The sequence below is a fragment of the Stenotrophomonas sp. CC22-02 genome (genome assembly GCF_004365115.1).
Taxonomy (GTDB): domain Bacteria; phylum Pseudomonadota; class Gammaproteobacteria; order Xanthomonadales; family Xanthomonadaceae; genus Stenotrophomonas; species Stenotrophomonas forensis.
On the sequence record NZ_SOCO01000001.1, the window covers coordinates 1,347,267 to 1,367,854 of the forward strand.

Annotated in this window: 15 protein-coding genes; 9 read left to right on the forward strand and 6 right to left on the reverse strand. The window is 58.5% G+C overall.

Annotated elements, in window-relative coordinates; all coding sequences use genetic code 11:
• Position 1 precedes the first annotated feature (1 nt).
• Genes N440_RS06435 through N440_RS06450 form a run of 4 tightly spaced genes read left to right on the forward strand, consistent with a single transcriptional unit; the run spans position 2 to position 7,665 of the window.
• Positions 2-2,020 (forward strand): type I restriction-modification system subunit M, encoded by a 2,019-nt coding sequence (locus N440_RS06435; protein WP_343133943.1) that lies wholly within the window; start codon positions 2-4, stop codon positions 2,018-2,020.
• Entirely contained in the window at positions 2,010-3,332 is a 1,323-nt protein-coding gene (locus N440_RS06440) for a restriction endonuclease subunit S (RefSeq protein WP_133934452.1), read from the forward strand. The genes N440_RS06435 and N440_RS06440 overlap by 11 nt, the downstream gene beginning before the upstream one ends.
• Positions 3,332-4,492 carry an SIR2 family protein gene (locus N440_RS06445; RefSeq protein WP_133934453.1) on the forward strand — a complete coding sequence of 387 codons (1,161 nt, stop codon included), beginning with the start codon at positions 3,332-3,334 and terminating at the stop codon, positions 4,490-4,492. Before N440_RS06440 ends, N440_RS06445 begins: the two co-directional genes overlap by 1 nt.
• 23 nt (positions 4,493-4,515) lie before the next feature.
• Entirely contained in the window at positions 4,516-7,665 is a 3,150-nt protein-coding gene (locus N440_RS06450; protein WP_133934454.1) for a type I restriction endonuclease subunit R, read from the forward strand.
• A 63-nt stretch (positions 7,666-7,728) separates the two neighbouring features.
• Here N440_RS06450 and N440_RS06455 read toward each other — a convergent pair whose 3' ends face one another.
• The gene (locus tag N440_RS06455) at positions 7,729-8,085 is read right to left on the reverse strand and encodes a hypothetical protein (protein WP_133934455.1); all 357 of its coding nucleotides are present in this window, start codon (positions 8,083-8,085) and stop codon (positions 7,729-7,731) included.
• 554 nt (positions 8,086-8,639) lie between these two features.
• Entirely contained in the window at positions 8,640-9,563 is a 924-nt protein-coding gene (locus N440_RS06460; RefSeq protein ID WP_133934456.1) for a LysR family transcriptional regulator, read from the reverse strand.
• Between the two features lie 96 nt (positions 9,564-9,659).
• Here N440_RS06460 and N440_RS06465 point away from each other — a divergent pair, with 96 nt between their 5' ends.
• Together N440_RS06465 and N440_RS06470 are read left to right on the forward strand one after the other, a co-directional pair.
• Positions 9,660-10,499, forward strand: a complete 840-nt coding sequence (locus tag N440_RS06465) for a type 1 glutamine amidotransferase domain-containing protein (protein WP_133934457.1) — start codon at positions 9,660-9,662, stop codon at positions 10,497-10,499.
• A gap of 169 nt (positions 10,500-10,668) precedes the next feature.
• The gene (locus tag N440_RS06470; protein WP_133934458.1) at positions 10,669-11,451 is read left to right on the forward strand and encodes a 3-hydroxybutyrate dehydrogenase; all 783 of its coding nucleotides are present in this window, start codon (positions 10,669-10,671) and stop codon (positions 11,449-11,451) included.
• Here N440_RS06470 and N440_RS06475 read toward each other — a convergent pair.
• On the reverse strand, positions 11,448-12,212 hold the full coding sequence (locus N440_RS06475) for a hypothetical protein (RefSeq protein ID WP_133934459.1): 765 nt from the start codon (positions 12,210-12,212) through the stop codon (positions 11,448-11,450). The genes N440_RS06470 and N440_RS06475 overlap by 4 nt on opposite strands.
• A gap of 268 nt (positions 12,213-12,480) precedes the next feature.
• Here N440_RS06475 and N440_RS06480 point away from each other — a divergent pair, with 268 nt between their 5' ends.
• The 3 genes from N440_RS06480 to N440_RS06490 are packed head-to-tail and all read left to right on the forward strand — an operon-like array spanning position 12,481 to position 19,187.
• Positions 12,481-14,883, forward strand: a complete 2,403-nt coding sequence (locus N440_RS06480; protein WP_133934460.1) for an RHS repeat domain-containing protein — start codon at positions 12,481-12,483, stop codon at positions 14,881-14,883.
• Positions 14,883-18,764 carry an RHS repeat-associated core domain-containing protein gene (locus N440_RS06485; RefSeq protein ID WP_166671536.1) on the forward strand — a complete coding sequence of 1,294 codons (3,882 nt, stop codon included), beginning with the start codon at positions 14,883-14,885 and terminating at the stop codon, positions 18,762-18,764. The genes N440_RS06480 and N440_RS06485 overlap by 1 nt, the downstream gene beginning before the upstream one ends.
• 3 nt (positions 18,765-18,767) lie before the next feature.
• The gene (locus N440_RS06490) at positions 18,768-19,187 is read left to right on the forward strand and encodes a hypothetical protein (protein ID WP_133934462.1); all 420 of its coding nucleotides are present in this window, start codon (positions 18,768-18,770) and stop codon (positions 19,185-19,187) included.
• A 111-nt stretch (positions 19,188-19,298) separates the two neighbouring features.
• On the opposite strand, the gene N440_RS06495 is transcribed toward N440_RS06490, so the two are convergent.
• From N440_RS06495 to N440_RS06505, 3 genes are read right to left on the reverse strand one after another with little or no spacing between them, the layout of a single operon-like run.
• Complete coding sequence (locus N440_RS06495; RefSeq protein ID WP_133934463.1) at positions 19,299-19,757, reverse strand: SRPBCC family protein; 459 nt, start codon at positions 19,755-19,757, stop codon at positions 19,299-19,301.
• A gap of 2 nt (positions 19,758-19,759) precedes the next feature.
• On the reverse strand, positions 19,760-20,074 hold the full coding sequence (locus tag N440_RS06500) for a metalloregulator ArsR/SmtB family transcription factor (protein ID WP_005416268.1): 315 nt from the start codon (positions 20,072-20,074) through the stop codon (positions 19,760-19,762).
• Between the two features lie 11 nt (positions 20,075-20,085).
• Positions 20,086-20,541, reverse strand: coding sequence for an SRPBCC domain-containing protein (locus N440_RS06505; RefSeq protein WP_133934464.1), 456 nt, complete (start codon positions 20,539-20,541; stop codon positions 20,086-20,088).
• Positions 20,542-20,588 lie beyond the last annotated feature (47 nt).

Here is a 20,588-nt window from a genome sequence, read left to right on the forward strand (position 1 = left end):
AGTGACTTCCACGCAAAAACAGATCAAACAACTCATTGAGTGCTTGGTTTCCCATGGTGGCAGTGCAGGCAATCAGCGCTTGCTTGAGGCGTTGGGCTGGCAGGATAGTATCTACCAGCGTGTCAAGCAGAAATTGATCGACGACGGCCGTATCCACCTTGGAAGGAGACGTGGCGGCTCGGTTGTCTTGACCGAAAAAGTTACATCCTTTCCCAAACCCATCGCAGAACTAGTCGCGGCCATCAAACGGCTAGACAGCGAGGCCAGCAAGGAAGGAAGACATGACGAAACACGGGATAGAAGCATGAGACCCATCGAACAACAATTCTTCAACGACCTAGAAAAGAAGCTCTGGTCCGCGGCAGACAAGCTACGCTCAAACCTCGACGCAGCCGTTTACAAGCACGTCGTACTCGGGCTGATCTTCCTCAAGTACGTCTCCGACTCCTTCGAAGAGCGGCAACGCGAGCTGCGTCGAGAGTTCACCAACCCGGACCATGACTACTACATGGACCCGGACGAGTACGGTGGTTCAGGCACGCAGGAGTACGAAGAGAATATCACCGCCGAGCTTGAAGTCCGCGACTACTACACAGAGAAGAACGTGTTCTGGGTACCGGCAGAGGCCCGTTGGCAAACCCTGCGCGATAGCGCGCAGCTGCCGCCCAAGGCGGCGCTGCCGTGGAACAAGCCGGGCAAGGATGAGCCAGAGGAAATGCGCTCAGTAGGCTGGCTGATCGACAACGCCATGGAAGCCGTCGAACGCGAGAATGCCCGTCTGAAGAACGTGCTCAACAAGGACTTCGCACGCGTACAGCTCGATTCCAGCAAGCTGGCGGGGCTAATCAGCCACTTCTCGGATACCGACTTCAGCGCCAAAGAGTACAAGGGCCAGTCGCTGGATCTGAAATCCAAAGACATCCTCGGCCACGTCTACGAATACTTCCTCGGTCAGTTCGCTTTGGCCGAAGGTAAGAAGGGTGGTCAGTACTACACACCCAAAAGCATCGTCACCCTCATCGTGGAAATGCTCCAACCATTCAAGGGTCGCGTGTACGACCCGGCCATGGGCTCCGGTGGCTTCTTCGTACAGAGCGAGGAGTTCATCGAACAGCATGGCGGCAAAGAGGCCGATGGTAAAAGCGGGCAGATCAGCGTCTACGGGCAGGAGAGCAACCCCACTACCTGGCGACTGGCGGCGATGAACATGGCCATTCGTGGCATCGACTTCAATTTTGGCAGCGGCCCGGCTGACACACTGCTAAGCGATCAGTACCCAGACCTGCGCGCCGATTTCGTCATGGCAAACCCGCCGTTCAACATGAAGGAATGGTGGAACGAGAAGCTTGCCAACGATCCACGCTGGATTGCAGGGACACCGCCACAGGGCAATGCCAACTTCGCGTGGTTGCAACACATGCTCTGGCACTTGGCGCCCACTGGCAGCATGGCGCTGCTGCTGGCAAACGGCTCCATGAGCTCTAACACCAATAATGAGGGCGAGATCCGGAAGCGGTTGATCGAGGACGACTACGTGGAGTGCATGGTCGCACTCCCCGGCCAGCTTTTCACCAATACTCAGATTCCGGCTTGCATCTGGTTTCTGAGTCGTGACAAGCAGAACGGCTTCGCGCTGGACAAGAAAAAGCGCGACCGGCGCGGTGAGTTCCTGTTCATCGATGCCCGCCAGTTGGGCTATATGAAAGACCGCGTGCTCCGCGACTTCACGCTGGACGACATCCAGAAGATTGCTGACACCTTTCATGCCTGGCAGCAGGGCAATGGTTACGAGGATGTGCCTGGCTTCTGCCACTCCGCTGCACTGAGCGACGTGCGCAAGCATGAGCATGTGCTGACGCCGGGGCGCTATGTGGGGATGGTAGAACAGAAAGAAGAAGGCGAACTCTTCGCGCAGAAGATGCAGCGGCTAACAACACAGTTGGCGGACCAGATCGTGGAGGGCGCGAAGCTGGAGGATGAAATCCGACGGAGCCTGATGGGATTGGGTTATGCAATCTGATGCTGGTTGGAAAGAGCTCAATCTGGGTGATGTGATTGAGTTGAAGCGCGGTTATGACCTTCCGAAGGGGAGGCGATCCGTAGGAGTGATTCCTATAGTTTCATCGTCTGGAATATCAGATTTCCATTCAGAAGCCATGGTCAAAGGTCCTGGGGTTGTGACAGGGCGATATGGAACCATAGGTGAAGTGTTCTATGTGGATGGCGATTTTTGGCCGCTGAACACGACGCTTTATGTTCGCGACTTTAAAGGAAGCGATCCTCGCTTCATTAGTTATTTTCTAAGGACGCTGGATTTTCAGGCTTACTCAGATAAAGGTGCCGTTCCGGGTGTTAATAGGAATCATCTTCATACGGCAAAAGTCAGAGTTCCTGCGCTGCCCGTGCAGAAGGCAATTGCGGGGGTTTTGGGTGCGCTTGATTCGAAGATAAATCTTAATCGCCGTGTTAATCAGACCATCGAAGGTATGGCTCAAGCCATATTCAAATCATGGTTTATCGATTTCGACCCAGTGAAGGCCAAGATCGCCGCCATTGAACAAGGCCAAGATCCGCTGCGCGCCGCCATGTGCGTCATAAGCGGCAAGATTGACGCTGAACTCGACCAGATGCCCAGTGAACAACGCGATCAACTCGCGGCTACTGCCGCTCTGTTTCCCAGTGAGGTGGAAGAATCTGAGTTGGGGGTGATTCCGAAAGGATGGCGAGTAGTTTCTTTTGGTGAGATTGCCGAACAAGGCAAGGGCAGCGTCAATCCCTTGGCGACTCCTAGTAAAATTTTTACACATTACAGCCTCCCCCTATTTGACAAGGCTCAACTTCCTTTGCAGGAACCCGGGGGGGAGATCAAGAGTAATAAGACTCCTGTGCCCGATAATTGCATACTTATCTCCAAGCTTAATCCGCGTATTCCGCGCATCTGGCTTATTGGCGAGGCGGGCAAAGAAGCTGTTTGTTCCACCGAATTTATCGTCTGGACGCCAAGGCAATCGGAGAGTGAAAGTTTTGTATATTGCCTCGCATCGTCGCCTGCCTTTAATGATGCTATGTGCCAACTGGTCACCGGAACTTCAAACAGCCATCAGCGTGTCAGGCCTGAACAACTAGCTAAGATCCGTGCAATCGCTGCCGACGATGATGTAATCCCTCGATTTTCGATTGCTGTAAAGCCACTGTTGCGCAACTTACTTCAGCGCCGTGAGAATGTCCGGACATTGTCGGTGCTACGCGATACCCTTCTCCCCAAACTTCTCTCAGGAGAGCTGGCCGTGGGTAAGCTGGCTGAGTATATGGGCACGAATGGGGCGACGTGATGGACATCAAGAAACTTCGTGAGAATAAGCTCATCGTGGACAAGGTCGAGGAGGCTTTGCAGGCGGCGTACTCATCCAATAAGGGCTTCAATGCCGTATTAGATGAGGCTGAACCTCTTGCGTTCAGAAGCTTGAAGGATCCCGAACATCAATACGCCTATCCAATTAGTGAAGTGTTGTACTGGACAGATCGGGGTGCCTATCTAGACGAACTTGACCAATGGGAAGGAAGTTGTCAGATCAGTCAGCATGACTCTGCAATCCGCTTCATTAAAAATTCGGATCAGGTGGCCGTGTTTCTCGATCTCGTCGACGCCGTTCGTTTAGGTCGAATTTCACCATTTGTAGGGGCGGGCATATCAAAAGCGTGCGGCTATCCGATGTGGGGTGAAGCCCTGCGTAAAATGGCGCAAAAGCTTAATGGTGTGGAGGTAAGGGATATTGAGCCTTTGATGGCGCAATACGATTATATGGGGGCGGCGCAGTTGCTATACGAAGCGGCTGCAGATCAGGTAAGGAACTTCATAAAAACTGAATTTCGTCAACGCGCGGGCGCGATTGCAGGGCCTGTTATTTTGCTGCCTGAGTTGGCGCAGGGTTGTATCGTCACGACTAATTTCGATTCAATGATCGAAGATCTATTCCAGCAACGTGGTCAGGCGATGGATGGATATATGTATGGAATGCAGCCTGGAAATGCTTTCGTTCAGCGTTTGCTGCGCGGTGAGCGCTGTATCTTGAAGCTGCATGGCGATGCCCGTCAGGACAATACATATGTCTTCACGCAGGACCAATATCGGGTTGCTTACGGCGAGCCTCTCTCATTCCAGAACCAATTGCCACGGGCACTGCGACAGATTTTTATAAGCCATTCCTTATTATTCCTTGGTTGTAGCTTGGAGCAAGATAAGACACTTGATCTTTTTAAATCTGTCGTTGATGAGGCTGCATTCGAAATACCTGATCACTTCGCTCTGCTCAATGAGCCTGCTACGCCGCAGGAGCGAGCTCAGAAAGAGGCTCGACTATTGCAGCTGAAGATTCGGCCAATATGGTATTCAACAACTGTTGCTGACGATGGAGGCTGCAATCACAGTCTGTTGGAACAAGTGCTGAGGCTTGCTATTGCGGTGTCGCGCCGGCAAGTGGCATTTGAATGATTCACTCCAACATAGGTTCTCCCATGGTGAATGAACAGCGGCTAGAAGAATTATGTTTAGAGTGGTTCCAGGCAGTCGGCTGGCGTTTTGAGTCCGGCCTTGATCTCGCTCCAGATGGTGAGCAGCCCGCACGCACCAGTTATCGTCAAGTGGTCCTACGAGAGCGCCTTCTGTTTGCGTTGACCCGTGTTAATCCGAGCATCCCTGCCGATGCGCTGGAACAAGCTGCGCACGAGTTGCTGACTGTGAGCGAGCCGCTGCTGATCGCCCGCAATCGACGTATGCACCGACTGTTGCTGGCTGGAATCCCAGTGGAGTTCTCCGTAGGCGACAAAAAGCACATTGACTTAGTCAACCTGATCGACTTCACAAATCCACGCAACAATGACTTCTTGCTGGTAAGCCAGTTCACCGTGGCGGGTACCAAACAGCTGCGCCGCCCCGATCTGGTGGCCTTCGTTAACGGCCTGCCGCTCGCCGTTATTGAGCTGAAGAGCCCGGCGAACGAGCAGACCGACATCTGGGACGCGTTCAACCAAATACAGACCTACAAGGAGGAGATCAGCGACCTGTTCAGCGCCAATGTGGCGGTGGTAGTCAGCGACGGCTTCACAGCGCGGCTAGGATCGCTCACGGCGAACCAGGAGCGCATGCAGCCCTGGCGAGCGATCGCCTGTGAGGACGACCGACCGCTATTGGAGTTCGAGTTGGAAACGCTGGTGCGCGGCTTTTTTGAGCCCGCACTGTTTCTTGATTACGTGCGTCACTTCGTGTTGTTCGAGCAGGATGTTGATCAGATCATCAAGAAAATCGCGGGCTACCACCAGTTCCATGCGGTGCGCGAGGCTGTGAAGGCCACGGTGATTGCCGCCTGCAGCCCGAACAAGGGTTTGTTAGAAGTGCAGGAGTTGCGCGCCACCTACGGTAAGGAAGTGCAGCCCGGCAGCCGCAAGGCGGGCGTAGTGTGGCATACGCAGGGCTCGGGCAAGAGCATCACCATGGCCTGCTACGCGGGCAAGCTGTTGCAACAGCCGGAGATGAAGAACCCCACGCTGGTGGTGGTGACCGATCGCAACGATCTGGACGGGCAGTTGTACGGCACCTTCTGCGCGGCCGAAGACCTGCTCCGGCAGACGCCGATGCAGGCGGGCAGCCGCGAGGAACTGCGCGAGATGCTGGCCTCGCGCGAGGCTGGCGGCATCATCTTCACCACGGTGCAAAAGTTCGCCCTTCTGGAAGATGAAGAGCAGCATCCCTTGCTGTCGGATCGGAGCAATATCGTGGTGATATCCGACGAGGCGCACCGCAGCCAGTATGGCATGAGGGGGCGGCTGGATACCAAGACCGGCAAGTACGTGTTCGGCTATGCCAAGCACATGCGCGACGCGCTGGCCAATGCCACCTTCATCGGCTTTACCGGCACGCCTATTGCCCTGGAGGACAAAGACACTCGGGCGGTGTTTGGTGACTATGTCAGTATCTACGACATTCAGGATGCGGTAGACGATGGCGCAACGGTCCCAATCTTTTACGAAAGCCGTCTAGCTAAGCTGGACGTGAACCAGGCCGAGATCGACGCACTCAATGCCCAGGTAGATGAGGTCATCGAGGACGAAGAAGACATCACTGCCCGCGAGAAGACCAAGAGCGATTGGGCTGCGCTGACCAAGCTGGTTGGTGCGCGACCGCGTCTGGAACAGGTCGCTGTCGACTTGGTGCAGCACTTCGAGACGCGCACGGCCACGCTGGAAGGCAAGGCGATGATCGTGTGCATGAGCCGTGACATTTGCGCCGAGCTGTACGACGCCATCGTCGCCCTGCGCCCGGACTGGCACGATGCTGACCCCGAGAAGGGCGCAATCAAGGTAGTGATGACCGGCTCGGCAGCGGACAAGGCCTTGCTGCAGCCGCATCTGTACAGCCAACAGGTGAAGAAACGCCTGGAAAAGCGCTTCAAAGACCCGGCAGACCCGTTGAAGCTGGTGATCGTGCGCGACATGTGGCTGACTGGCTTCGACGCGCCCTGCTGCCACACCATGTATGTAGACAAGCCCATGAAGGGCCATAACCTGATGCAGGCCATTGCCCGCGTCAACCGAGTGTTCCGCAACAAGCCCGGTGGATTGGTGGTGGATTACATCGGCATTGCCAACGAGCTGAAAGCGGCGCTCAAAACCTACACCGAATCCAAGGGAAAGGGCGACCCTGCGCACAGCGCGGCGGAGGCTCTGGCTGTATTGCTGGAGAAGCTGGACATCGTGCGGGGGTTGATGCACGGCTTTGATTACAGCGAATTCGAAACGGATGCGCTGCAACTATTGGTGCCAGTGGCCAACCATATTCTGGGGCTGAAAGACGGCAAGCAGCGCTTCCTCGATGCCATGCTGGCGGTGAGTAAGGCGTTTTCCCTATGCAGCACGCTCGATGAAGCCGCAGCCTTGCGCACGGAGATTGCCTTCTTTGCCGCCGTCAAGGCCGCCATCGTCAAGTTCACCACGGTGGATCGCAAGCGTTCCGATGCGGACAAGAACAGTGCGCTCAAGCAGATTCTTGATAACGCCATCGTAGCCGAAGGAGTGGCGGATATCTTCGCGTTGGCTGGCCTGGACAAGCCCAACATCGGGCTGCTTTCAGACGAGTTCCTGGAAGACGTGCGGCAGATGAAGAGCCGCAACCTGGCGGTGGAACTGCTGGAAAAGCTGCTGCGCGACGAGATCAAGGCGCGGGCGCGCAACAACGTGGTGCAGGAGAAAAAGTACGGCGACCGACTGCTGGAAACCTTGCGCAAGTACCACAACCGGGCGGTAGAGACGGCGCAGGTCATTGAGGAGTTGATCCAGATGGCCAAGGATTTTCAGGCAGCCTTGGAACGCGAGGCGGCATTGGGCCTGAGTCAGGATGAGATCGCCTTCTATGATGCCTTAGCCAACAACGAAGGTGCGGTGCGGGAGTTGGGTGACGACACTCTGAAGAACATTGCCATCGAGATCACGGAGAAGCTGCGCAATAGCACCACGGTGGATTGGCAGGTGCGGGAGAGCGTCCGCGCCAAGTTGCGGATTTTGGTGCGACGAACCCTGAAGAAATGGAAGTACCCGCCGGTAGGTGAGGATGCCGCAATCGAACTGGTGCTAAAGCAGGCGGAATCACTGTCTAACGCTTGGTCAAAGTAGACGCACGATTAAAGAATCAGGGCGCCGATAGGCGCCCGTATGATCTAGCGAGGGGCTGGCGGATTACTCCGGCCTAACCTCCCGACAAGCCCACTCGACCAACCCCCGGCAAGCCAGAAACAATCCATCCACAACCCCCTCATCCAAATGCCGCTCCGGCTCCGCGGCCACCCGGCAACGGTCTGCCGCGTGCAGCAACTCCAGCACCGTCAACGCACCCACCATTGCGCGTTCGCTCTTCGCCAGGCTCACGCGGCGGCCGGGTGACACATCGTTCTCCGGCCAGGGCAGCCCGTCGGCTCCCTCACCCGCGCGGATGCGCGTGAGGATGCCGAGCAGGGAGTTCAGATCGGGCAGGGGCGTGTCGTCGTTGATGGGTTCAACAACGGTGTACGAGGAAAAGGTGTCGGATTTCTTCATGGCGTCGGCTTCCGTGGCTGTACTTAACAGTGCCACCGTGAAAAGGTGGCGGACGATGCGTGGCTGCAAACCGGGATGAGAACGCACAATAGACCGGCGGGCCCGAAGGCCCCCACGCACCGCCCGCCATACAGGCCGACGGATTGCCCGCCGGCACCGCTTGGGGACGGTGCCGACGGGCAAGCGCAAACAACATGTGCATCTCTCATCGCGGGTTTGCAGACCCGGAGCCACCCGTTGTCGGTGGCGCGCCATGGTGTTTACGCGGTCGCTCCGAATACCAATTGAAATTCGCGAAGAGATCGCAGAATTCGAGAGCGGAAATCTATTGTGGCACGCACTATTCGTGCCGTAGGCCTCATGATCCGACGCATTCGCGCAGACACGCTGCTAATAGCGAACAAGGGCGTCGCAATCGCCCGTGCCTTCAGGAGATAGCGAGACAGCCGCCTTTACAACAATTCGTATTCCGAAGCGGGCCGCAGCACCGCGCGATCAGTCAGACAGCCCGAAAAGCGGTCCAAAGCCGACACCGCAGGAAGACGGCAGAAACCTCAATCCACGCCGTCCTCAACCACTGCTGCATTCCCCACCAGCAACTCAATCATCGCCCGCGCAGCCGCCGACTGCCGCCGATGCGGCGCATAGATCACCGAGAATGGCCGCGACCGCCCCCGCAGCTGCGGCAACACTTCCACCAGCTCCCCGCGCTGCAACCGCTCCCGCACGATGAACGCATAGCTCTGGCAGATGCCGATGCCCTGTTCGGCAAGCGACACCACGCCCAGCACATCGTCGGAGGTCTCGATGGACGAACGTGGCAGCCAGTCCACGTCGCGCCCGTCGTCGCGGAAGATCCAGGGCGCCAGCCGCCCGGTGCGCGGCATCACAAACGGCAAGCACAGGTGCTGCTGCAGGTCGTCCAGCGTCTGCGGCGTACCCCGGCGCTGCAGGTACTGTGGCGACGCCACCAGCACCAAAGGCGCATCCTCCAGCTTCCGCCCCACCAGCCCGCTGTCAGGCAGCTGGCCCAAGCGGATGGCCAGGTCGAAGCCTTCGGCCACCAGGTCCACGTTGCGGTTGGTGATGTTCAGTTCCACCTGCACCTGCGGGTACTGCTGCGCAAAGCGCGCCAGCACGGGCGGCAGCTGGTAGTGGCCATAGGTGGTGGGCACGCTCAGGCGCACGCGGCCGGCCAGCGCACCGTCCTGGGCCAGTACGTCGCGCTCGGCGTCGTCCAGCAGGCCGAATGCGGTGCGCACCTGTTCCAGATAGAGCCGCCCGGCGTCGGTCAGGCCCACGCGGCGGGTGGTCCGCTGCAGCAGCTGCCGGCCCAGCCGCGCTTCCAGGCGGGTGACCGCGCGGCTCAGCACCGAGGGCGTGGTGGACAGGGCCACCGCGCCGGCCGTGAACGAGCCGTGCTCGACCACCGCCAGGAACACCTCCACATCGCCCAGGTAGTCGAACTTGCGGCTCATTTGGCTCTCCGGGGAACAGATGTTTTGCGGTGGGGCCAATTTATCGCCGCTGGGGCGATGAATAAAGTGGCCGCCATTCCCCGATAGGAGTTCCCCATGAACCTGATGACCCGGCTGGCCGCAGCGCTGGCCCTGACCCTGGCCGCCAGCGGCGCACATGCCGCCAACGTGCTGGTGGTGCTGTCCGACGAAAACCACCTGGAACTGAAGGACGGCAAGGTGCTGTCCACCGGCTTCTATCTCAACGAGCTGATGCAGCCGGTCAAGCTGCTGCTGGACGCGGGCCACGAGGTGACCTTCGCCACGCCGCAGGGGCGGGCGCCGACGGTGGATGCGTCCTCGGTGACGCCGGCGTACTTCGGCAACGATGCCGCGCAGCTGAAACTGCACAAGGACCTGCTGGAGAAACTGTCGCTGACCTCGCCGACGGCTTCGCCGGTGGTCAGCCTGGCGCGCATCGAGCAGCAGGGCTACGCGCGGTTCGATGCGGTCTACATTCCCGGTGGCCACGCGCCGATGCAGGATCTGCTGAAGAGTCCGGCGCTGGGCCGGTTGCTGGCCGACTTCCACCAGCGCAACAAGACCACCGCGCTGGTCTGCCACGGGCCGATCGCGCTGCTGTCCACGTTGCCGGATGCGGGTGGTTTCGTGGCAAAGCTGGAAGCGGGTGCGATGCCGGCCACGCCGAAGTGGATCTACAGCGGCTACCAGATGACGGTGATCAGCAACCAGGAAGAAGAGCAGGCCAAGCCGTTGCTGGGTGGCGGTGAGATGAAGTTCTACCCGCAGACCGCGTTGCAGCGGGCGGGTGCGACGTTCAGCAGCAATGCCAAGCCGTGGACGGGGCATGTGGTGGTGGATCGCGAGCTGATTACCGGGCAGAACCCGGCTTCGGCGCTGGAGGTGGGGCAGCGGTTGGTGGAGCGGTTGAAGTGATGGGGCGTTGAGGAAGAGCTTCCACGCATGGCGTGGAACTACTGCTGATTGGCCTGCCATCGGTAGGTGCCAACCTTGGTTGGCGCTGTGGCTTGGCACGGAGCGCATCCACGCGGGGCGTGGATCTTCGGCGCTACACTGGTTTCCTACGCCCAATGGAAGCTCGCCCATGTTCAGTGGAAAAGTCGCCGTGGTTACCGGCTCCACCAGCGGTATCGGTCTTGGCATCGCCACGGCGCTGGCGCGGCAAGGCGCCGACATCGTGCTGAATGGCTTCGGCGATACGGCGGAGATCGAACGTATCCGTTCCCAGTTGGAAACCGAGTTCGGCGTGCGGGTGGCGCATGACGGCGCGGACCTGTCCAAGGGCGAGGCGGTGCGCGGAATGATCGAGCACGCCGTTGCGAAGATGGGCCGCATCGACATTCTGGTGAACAACGCGGGCATTCAGCACACTGCGCCGATCGAGGAATTTCCGACTGAAAAGTGGGATGCGATCCTGGCGCTGAATCTATCGGCCGTGTTCCACGCAACGGCGGCGGCCTTGCCGCACATGAAGCAGCAGGGCGCTGGGCGCATCATCAACATCGCATCGGTGCATGGGTTGGTGGGATCGGTGAACAAGGCGGCCTATGTGGCGGCCAAGCATGGCGTGGTGGGGTTCACCAAGGTGACCGCGCTGGAAAACGCGGGCACCGGTATCACCGCCAATGCCATCTGCCCGGGCTGGGTGCGGACGGCGCTGGTCGAGCAGCAGATCACTGCGCTGGCGGAGAAGGAAGGCACGGATCAGGAAGCCGCCGCCCGTGCGCTGCTGGCTGAAAAGCAGCCTTCGTTGCAGTTCGTGACGCCCGAGCAACTGGGCGAGATGGTGGTGTTCCTGGCGTCGGACGCGGCGGCGCAGATCACCGGCACGGCGCTGCCGGTGGATGGGGGCTGGACGGCGCGCTAATTGGCGGGCTGTGCGCGCCGCTGCAGCATCGGCAGCGCCACCAGCGTGGCGAGAATGGTGAACAGCACCAGCGATGATCCCACCGTGCCGAAGCCCAGCCCGCCTTTTTCCAGCGGCTTGGTGAGCAGGTCGCCGAAGGTGGCGCCGAACGGGCGGGTGAGTACGAAGGCGATCCAGAACAGGATGACCCGGTTGATGCCCTTGATGCGGGTGGCCAGCGCGGTGAGCGCGATGAGGGTGCCGATCAGCAGCGCGCCGCCGGTGAAGCCCAGCCCGGAATCGTCGGCGAGGAAGTCGCCCAGCGCGGTGCCGAGCGTGTTGGAGAACAGCACGGCGGTCCAGTAGAAGCCTTCGGCGCGACGCGATGCGATGTTGCTGACCGAGATCGACTTCTCCGACACCCGCCACGCCAGCAGCACCAGTGCCAGGCAGCCGGCCAGCAGGCTGGCGCCGGTGGCGTAGCCGAGGCCGAGGGTGCGGTCGAGCAGGTCGGACATGGTGGTGCCAGCGGTGCTGGTGGCCAACACCACCGACCAGAACAGCACCGGATGGAAGCGCCGCGCCGACAGCTGCACGGCCAGCAGGGCGGCGAAGATGGTGAGCAGGATGGCCGAGCTGGCCACGTAGCCCAGGTTGAGCGTCATCGACAGCAGGTCGCCCGCGGTCTCGCCGAGGGTGGTGGCGGCGATCTTCATCACCCAGAAGCCGAGGGTGACCGCCGCCACTTTGCTGTGCAGGGAATCTGCCTCTGAAGCACTCATCGAACGTCGCCTGGGGAGCCTGCGGGTGATGCTGTGGCGGGCGGCGTCGGAGTGCGGTCGGAACCGGGTTTGGTGAGGGTGAGCTGGCGCTGCCTCTACCCGAGGATCTTAAAAGTCGAATCAAAGGGCTGCAGGCGTGGGATGGATGTGCGCGGACTTTGCCCAATCCACCTATGACTATCACGGGCATTGAAGGACTTGATGGGCCAGCAGGGTAGGGAAAGTCCTACAGAAAATTGAGCAGAACCCCTGTGCATCAAAGCTGCCAATGGGCGCAGAATCGCTCCGCAAATCTGAACGGTTCGTTCATTTTTATCTGGGGGACATCATGGGATCCAGTTGGTGGCGCTCTGTGACAGCGGTGCTGTGTGTGGCGAGCTTTTCCTCGGTAGCTCAGGAAACGGTGCAACCGGAGACCGAGTATGCAAATAAGGTCGGCAAGGCCCAGCAAATGGGACGGCTGAACGATGGAACCTTTGGAGAGAAGATCTCGCTTTTCAACGGCCAGCTAAGCTTCCGGACAACGGACGTATCCATACCAGGAAACGTCGGTCCTCCGGTCGAACTTGCACGGAAGCGGAGTATCAGCGAGCGCTATCTTCATCAAGGCGCAAAGCCCGGTGATCTCGCTGGCTTCTATGACTGGGACATTGATGTTCCTTACATGGAAGGAGTATTTAGTGAGCGAGGCTGGGTTGTCGGACCTGATGGCGACACATCGAGATATCAGCGTTGTTCGCTCCAGAAAAAACCGTACATCGGAGAGGGGGCCTCCTACTTTCCGGAAACATTGATCTGGAATGGATACGGTATCAACCTTCCTGGTCAGGGCTCCAACCAAGTACTGGTAGCATCCGCGAACGTTCCCATGCCGTCGGACGGCCAGTCGTATCCTTGGGTTACGACCGGAAACGTGCGTATCCGGTGTCTCTCCCAGACCAAGAACGGCGCTCCTGGTGAAGCATTCCTTGCTATCACGCCGGATGGGACCCGGTACTACCTCAACTGGGTCGTCAGTCGTGAGATGCCTCGCTTCACCTACAAAGACAATCCACTGGCGCCCACTCGAACACTGACACGCAGTCACGTATTTTTCTTGGCAAGCCGCGTCGAGGACAGGTTTGGAAACTGGGTTGACTATGGTTATTCGGGTGACAAGCTCACGTCCATTACGAGTAGCGACGGCCGCGCAATCAGCCTGACTTACTCCGGAGACCGCATCGCTACTGCGGCTGCGAATGGCCGGACTTGGACGTATCAGTATCGTGAGCCGGGTGCGCTGGGGTCCAGGGTTGACGGAGGGCTTTCAGCGGTGGTGCTGCCTGATGGGACGCGCTGGAGCTACAACTCGGTCGGATCGCTGCGCCCGCCGGTATTCGGCCCCGCGCAGGAGGGCAGTGAGTGCGATCCGAATATGGGGACGGTATATGGCCCCTACAGCTACACGGTCGGGCACCCGGCAGGCGCAGCAGCTACTTACTCGCTTGAGTATCGATACTTCTATCGAGCGGTCGATATTAGTCCGTGCTCGTCGCCCGAACAGGTTCCTTACACTGGCGTATGGAACCTGAAAACACGCACTGTCATGGGACCCGGCTTGCCGCCGATGACGACGGGCTATGCCTTCCAGGATGGCGTGCCCGTAACCGGTCGCTGGACAACGGTAACCCAGCCGGACGGCAGCGTCTCAAGCTATCGATTCGGAGTTCGGCCGCGGGTAGATGAGGCAAAGCTATTGGAAATGCGAACGGCCAATGCTGCTGGAGCGATCCTCGAGAGTATCACCTATCAGTATCTAACCAAGGAAGAGGCCGTTGGGCAGTTCACTGCCCTGGTTGGACAGTCGCTGAGTATCATCACGCCAACGGAAGGCCTTCTGGAGCCTGAGAAGCTAAAAGTGACCACGCGCGAAGGCACGCAGTATACCGAGAGGGTTGATAGGTTCGACTCGTTTGCCAGGCCGGTCGAGAAATACAGCGGGAGCGAACTGGCGGTCGCAAAGGATCGAGCCGTCTTCTATGACAATCTCGGTACCTGGACCTTGGGGGGGGTAGCTCGAATGGAAGATGCTGATACCGGCGAGGTTCAGAGTCGTACGGAATTCAATGCCCAGGCGCTGCCACAATCCACCTGGGAATTCGGCAAGCTCAAACAGACTTTTGCGTACGATGCGCTTGGAAATATTTCGCAGGTTGCGGACGGAAATGGCAATGTAACCAAGCTGCTCGATTACAAGCGCGGCACGCCTCGCCGAATTCTATACGCGGATGGAACGGCTGTATCCGCCACCATCGACGACAACGGTTGGGTGCTGAGTCGAACTGACGAGATTGGCGCGACTACGGGCTACTCTTACGACAGCATGGGGCGTCTCGAATTGATTCACTATCCAGCTGGCGATGTTACTGGCTGGAATGACACTATCATCAGCAATCAACGAACATCCGGATCAGAGCGTGGCTTGGCTCCCGGCCATTGGAAAAAGGTTGAGTCGACCGGTAATGCCCGGCGCGTTACTTATCACGATGCGTTGATGCGGCCCGTGCTGACCGAGGAATACGATGCGACGAATCGAAGTTCGTCATTGAGGCAAGTGATTAATGCCTACGATTATGCGGGCCGAACGACTTTTCAATCCTATCCCGGCCGCTATCGCCTTGGAGAGCCATGATGAGCATCGCAGGAAAGCGAGCGGGCGTTTCGTCGCGTCAATGGTTCTATATGCTTATGGTTGCTTTGAGTCTGTTCGGGCTGGCTCCTGCCGTGCACGCGCAGGCTTGGGTCAAACTGACCGGGCCGGCGCAGACCACCTATACCGCTCCAGCAACCGTAACCATGACATTGGAATATGGAAGCACTAATGGCGGAGCGAAATCCGAGTATATATCGAACGTGCGTCTGACGCAGAACGGAGTACTGTTAAGTAATATTGCCAATGGGCCTTACACGGTGCATGGCCTTCCGCCGGGCACCTACCAATATATGCTGACGGCACAGGGAATTAGAAACATAAATGGCGATGAGGTGGTTAGGTCGCTGCAAAGCGGTCCTGTGACGATAACGGTTAATGCGCCGCCACAGCCGATTGATTCAGCTGAAAAGGTTTCGGGCTCGCTGTCGGCCAATCGTATCGTGGCGGGTCAGCCGTTCGTCGCGACCATTACAATGAAGAACACTGGCGAAACCACGTGGTCTCCTGAAGGGGGCTACGGGCTCAGTATGCCAGACAACGGGCTAGTGTCCTGGCAAGCATCGAGTGCGCCGGTTTCCGGCTATGTATATCCGGGGCAAAGCGCAACTTTCAACCTGACGTTGACTCCCAGTACTGGCGCTACTAACGGCGGTGAGTACGGTGTGCTGTTTCAGATGCAGAAGAATGGCAGCTGGTTCGGGTTAAGTAGCGGGCGGATAACTTTTTTTGTATGGCAACCAGTCAACGGTGCCGAGTTTGTCGGGCAGACGATCGCCGCGGCAATGAAAACCGCAGCCGGCCAGACAGTCGTCGTTCGAATGAAAAATACTGGCGATACAACCTGGCAGCCAGGGAGCCACTGGCTTGGCTCTCAGAGTCCGGCCGACTCTACCCTTTGGGGGCCGGCGCGTACATCGTTGCCGCGTGCGGTTCCTCCTGGTGACACGGTGGACATCTCTGTCCCCGTTCAAGCGCCCAGCGTGCCGGGGCGCTACAACTTCCAGCGACAGATGTGGGCTGATGGGAAGGGTTGGTTTGGACCCGCAACTCCCGTTGCAGCTATTGATGTCAGTAGTCCCGTCAATGACGCGCGGATCGATGAGGGAAACGGCTTTCCGCTCGGCATGCAGGCTGGCACCAAGAGACAGATGCACGTGCGCTTCCGGAACACAGGCGAGACTACATGGTCGGCGGGTGGAGGCTATGCTCTAGCCAGCGAGAATCCCGCTGACAATGTGGTTTGGGCACCGTCCAGGATCCCACTGACCCAACCTGTGCCACCGAACGGGGTTGCAGACTTCACTTTTGATGTAACGGCACCGTCGGCGGCTGGGCAGTATCCGATGCAGTGGCGCATGAACCAAGAGGGCGTTGGAAGATTCGGACAGGCAACCCCTAGTACAACCGTCAGCGTGTCACTTCCGCCATTGAAGGGAACCTGGACTGAGTATGATGCGCTTGGTCGACCTACGTCAGTGTCCGAAGATACGGACAGCGGCTTGGCGACAAGTGTCATCAGCTATCAAGCCGGGAACCGCCGCCTGGCAACCAATGCAATGGGCTATGCGGTGAATACCCAGTACCAGGCCTTCGGTACGCCGGAGCAATCCAGCGCGATTTCCGTGAGTTCTCCAGAATCAGCAATAACTGATATTCCACGCGATCGTTACGGTAGGCCTACGGCGATCATTCGACGCAGCACCGATGGCTCTGCGCAGCTGCGCCGTAGTTTTGTCTACGGGCAAGGAGGCAAGCTCTGCAAAGCTATTGAACCAGAATCGGGCAGCACTGTTGTCGCATACGATGGCGCGAGCAATATGCTGTGGTCGGCCAGCGGTCTGAATCTGCCCGATTCGTCCAGATGCGATCTGGAGGCTGCCAACGGGTCCGGTCGGCGTGTGGACAGATCCTATAGCTCCCGCAATCGTTTGATTTCACTGGCGTTCCCTGACGGTAATGGAAATCAGGTTTGGAGCTATGCTTCAAATGGTCTGCCGACGCAGATCGTGACCGCCAATGACGGTGGTGTATCAAAGACCACAAATGTGTACACCTACAACAAGCGTGGTCTGTTGACTAGTGAGTCGACTTCTCAGCAAGGATGGTTCTCATGGGCAATTGGGTACGCTTACGACGCAAATGGCTCAAGGACGGGCATCCAGTATCCAAGCGGGCTCTATATCCCGCTGGAGCCCAACGCGCTCGGCCAGCCTACTCGCGTTGGTAGCTATGTAAGCGGCGCGAGCTATCACCCGAATGGCGCGCCAAGATCATTCACATATGGTAATGGCGTAGGTTTCGAGCAGGAGCTGAATGGAAGGCAGCTGCCTTCGCGGATTACTGCATCGACGAATGTTAGTAGTTTGAGCTATTCGTATGACGCGATCGGTAATGTCATCGATATTGTTGATGCGGTGGATGGTTCTCGCGATCGGAAGATGCAGTATGACGGGCAGGGTCGTCTGGTGCAGGCGGTATCTCCGGCATTCGGCGGGGACGGAATTGTGCGCTATACCTACGATGCTCTGGACAATATTCGCAGCGCCAAGGTTGCAGGGCGTAAGGATCACGCCTACACATATGACGCGAACAATCGATTGACGAACGTTCGTTCAACCGACGGGGCAACCACGATTGGGCTGGCCTACGATGTTCAAGGCAATCTCTCAATGCGCAATGGGCAGGCCTTCGTCTTTGATCTCGGGAATCGACTCAGATCTGCTCCAGGTCCGGAAAACTACCGCTACGACGCCCAGGGTCGCCGGGTCCTAGCTTGGCTTCAGGGTAGTGGTTCCATTCTTTCGATGTACGACAGCGAAGGTCGGCTGCGTCGCCAGCAGAGTGAGCGCGACGGGAAATCAAGAGAGTATCTGTATTTGGGTGGGCTGCTCGTCGCCACATTGGAAACGGGGGGCGATGGAGTCACACGACCAAAGTATCAGCACCTGGACGTGATCGGCTCTCCTGTTGCTGTGACGGATGCGTCCGGGGCGGTTCTGGAGCGGAGCTTCTATGACCCATATGGGGAAGTGCTCAACAAGCCTGTCGCCGACGGGGTCGGCTACGCTGGGCACATATCGGATGCGGTTAATGGGCTTTCGTATATGCAGCAGCGCTACTATGACCCAACCCTGGGTGCCTTCTTGAGCGTGGATCCAGTAACCGCGCACAGCAATCCACTCGGTGCATTCAATCGTTACAGATACGCCGCGAACAACCCATATCGCTTCACGGATCCTGACGGCAGATGCGCGGTCCAGACGGGTTCCCGTATTTGTGGGTCCGCTGTAGGCAACTTGACAGTGATGCAGGTTGCGCCACCAAGCGTTCGATCAGGTGATGCAGGAGTTGCCAGAGGAACTGCCGGTACCGTAACAGGCGGGGTTCCTGCTGAGGCTGGGGCTTCAGGACTCGTGCACATGCAAAGGGTGACGCTGTCGGGACTCGGTTCGTCATATCTTGATTCAGGTATGGCGGCGCGCGTTGATGAATGGGTGGACTCAGCTTCTGGTCAGGGAGTTGAGCTTCGTTTCAACTCTGCATATCGAGATGCGGCACGGCAGGCAGGTCTGAGAGGAGATCCGAACGCTATTACACCGGCGCGCCTGAGTCTCCATTCGGCTGGGTTTGCTGTGGATGTGAATTATTCCAGCTTGCGAAACGTTCCGGGAGGCCTTAGTGGTGACGAGCAGCGCAGTGTGATTAGGAGTACGGCTGCGGATGCAGGATTGTCTTGGGGGGGGGCTTTCAGGCCGAGTGATCCGCCTCACTTCTATTTCGATCCCACGCCAGGTGGAGATAGGCAGCCACTTATAGATGAAGCGGCCCGTCAAGTTCGCGCATTAAGGAATGGAGACTAAGAAATGATCAACCTGCAACTGTCACGAATCATCACGCTGACTCTGTTGCTCTTGCCTGGAGTCGCGATAGGCGATGGTTCTAAAATTCCTGCACCTACTTATTCGAACGTCTGCAGGCATCCCGAATCCGGCGACCTGTTGGGACTGGAATTGTCGTTCATCGGCGGCGCAGACCGAGGCTACGTCCTTGTGCAAAGATACGAGGGAGAAGTTAGTACCCCCGAGGTCATGAAGATCGAGGTTCGTGGAGATCAACTTATTTTGCTGAATGGGAAGACAGAGTCCATCGCGCTGTTAAGGGAGAAAAGCGGCATGCGTGCAACCTATCTTGATGGGGCGCTAAGCCCCGCCGGTTCTGCCAATGAGAAGCTAGCTCCTTCGCAGGCTGTATGGCAGGGAAGACAGGTTGGGGTGTGCAAGTAGCGTTGCCTTCTCGCGCTCTTGTCGCAGCCGCAACCGCATTCACACGTCCTAGATAGGATGGCGATAACTGAGCTGTGCGGGTTGCTTAGCCAACCTGCACAGCTGCACATCTCAACTCGGCTTCGCAAACACATCCAACCCCTTGCCCGTCTCCAACAACGACTTCAGGCTCGACAGCACGATCGGCCAGCCCTGGCGGATGCCGGTATCCATGCCGCTGCCCGGTTCCAGTTCATCGTGGGTGACGGTCAGCCGCACCATGTCCTGGTAGGGCACGATGTCGAAGGTGACCCGGCTGTAGGCATCGGGGTTGTCGGCCTGCGAGGCGGCGGCCCAGGTGATCACCAGCCGCGAGGGCGGGGTGCTTTCCACCACCTCGCCGACCAGTTCGACCGAGCGCGCTTCGTTGGCACGCACATGCTGCCAGCGCGAGCCGGGCTTCCAGTCCGAGACGTTTTCGTGGCCCCAGTAGCGGCTGGCGATCTCGGGGCGGGTGATGGCCTCGAACACCTTCTGCGGGGTGGAGGCGATGTAGATCACGTGGATGAAGCGGGTGGACGCTGCGGACATCGTCATTCTCCTTCCAGTTCTCGTTTCAGGTCATGCAGCAGGCTCAGGCGCTGCTGCTCGAATTTGCGTACCCAGCGCTCGTACACCTCATGCAGCGGCACCGGGTTGATGAAGTGCAGCTTCTCGCGGCCACGGCGCACGGTGCTGATCAGGTTGGCGTCTTCCAGCAGGCCCAGGTGCTGGGTGACCGATTGCCGGGCCATGTCCAGGTGTTCGCAGAGCTGGCCCAGGGTCTGGCCGTTGTCTTCGCAGAGCAGGTCCAGCAGCGTCCTGCGGGTGGGGTCGGCCAGTGCCTTGAATACCTTGTCTGCATTCATGCGGGGCGTCTTCAGTTCCAGTTGTCGATCCTGACGTCGTGCGGGTTGGGTTGGCCCGTGCCGGTTTCCAGCAGGGCCTTGAGGCTGAGCAGGAACACCGCCCACTTGGTGCTGCAGTGGGAGGTGAATTCGACGCGTTCTTTCCAGCCTTCGTGAGTGAACAGGACGATGCAGTAGTCGCCTTCCTGTTTCAGCGTGAAGCGTGCGTGGGTGCCGATCCATTCGGCGGGGCCGGCGAGGAATTCCCAAAGCACAAGCTGGCCGGGAATGAGCTGTTCCAGCTTCATTTCCATGGCGCCGATTTCCTGCCCGTTATTGGTGAAGCGAACCTTGACCGTGCCGCCGACATCTCGGTCGCCATGGCTGTCTTCGGCCCACCAGGCGGCGACGCCCTCGGGGGTGGCGAGGGCCTGGTACACCTGGCTTGCGGGGGCCTTGATGCCGACCCTGTGTGCGATATCCACCATGGCAGGTTCCTCGCGATGGGCGGGCAGGTGCCGTCCTTGGGTGGACT